1 protein-coding gene and 1 pseudogene (both cut by a window edge) are annotated in these 644 nt (G+C 27.1%); both read left to right on the forward strand.

From position 1 onward, the window contains the following. Positions 1 to 138, forward strand: the 3' end of a protein-coding gene (locus tag LUA84_RS03775; protein WP_231434508.1) for an uL22 family ribosomal protein. The gene continues 438 nt to the left of window position 1, outside the view; the window shows 138 of its 576 coding nt (coding positions 439-576); the start codon falls outside the window, past its left edge; the stop codon is at positions 136 to 138. Positions 139 to 222: 84 nt separating this feature from the next. Then, positions 223 to 644, forward strand: a pseudogene (locus tag LUA84_RS03780) (hypothetical protein) (its annotated part continues 145 nt past the right edge of the window); the annotation flags it as partial.

Genomic DNA, 644 nt, shown 5'->3' on the forward strand with positions numbered 1-644 from the left:
GTTGCTCATAAGAAAACATCCCATATTAAAATATATGGATTATATTTAGAATCTCTAGATACATCTAAAAAATTGAAAAGAAAAAGCTTAAAACAAATTGTTAAACAAATATTAGAAGAATGGCGTCAAAAAATATAGAAGAACTTATAAAAGAACAAAAAATACAGGCAATATTAGATAAAACTTTAAAAAATAGATTTAAAGGTAAATTAATTAGTAAAGTTGAATATTTCAAGGTTTCAATGGGTACAAAGTTTNATTATATATTGCGCAAGACCCAGATTAGTTCTGGGAAGAGCAAATGAAAATTTAGAGGAAATTAAGAGAATTGTAGAAAATATTGCAAATGTTAAAGGTCCAAATATAGAAGTTGTAGGAGTTGAAAATCCATTATTAGATTCTGAAATTGTTGCAGATTTAATTGCATCTCAAATTGAAAGATATGGAAACAGAGCAATAAGAAGAATTATGCAAAGAGCAATGGAACAGGTAATGCAAGCTGGAGCTTTAGGTATTGAAGTAAGAGTTACTGGAAAAATAATTGGAGATAGNNCATCTACAATAAGAGAACAAAAGGGATATATTAAAAAATCAGGAGAAGTAAACAAAATAATTGGAAAAAGTACTAAACATGCAAAATTACC

This window comes from Candidatus Nanopusillus massiliensis (assembly GCF_920984865.1).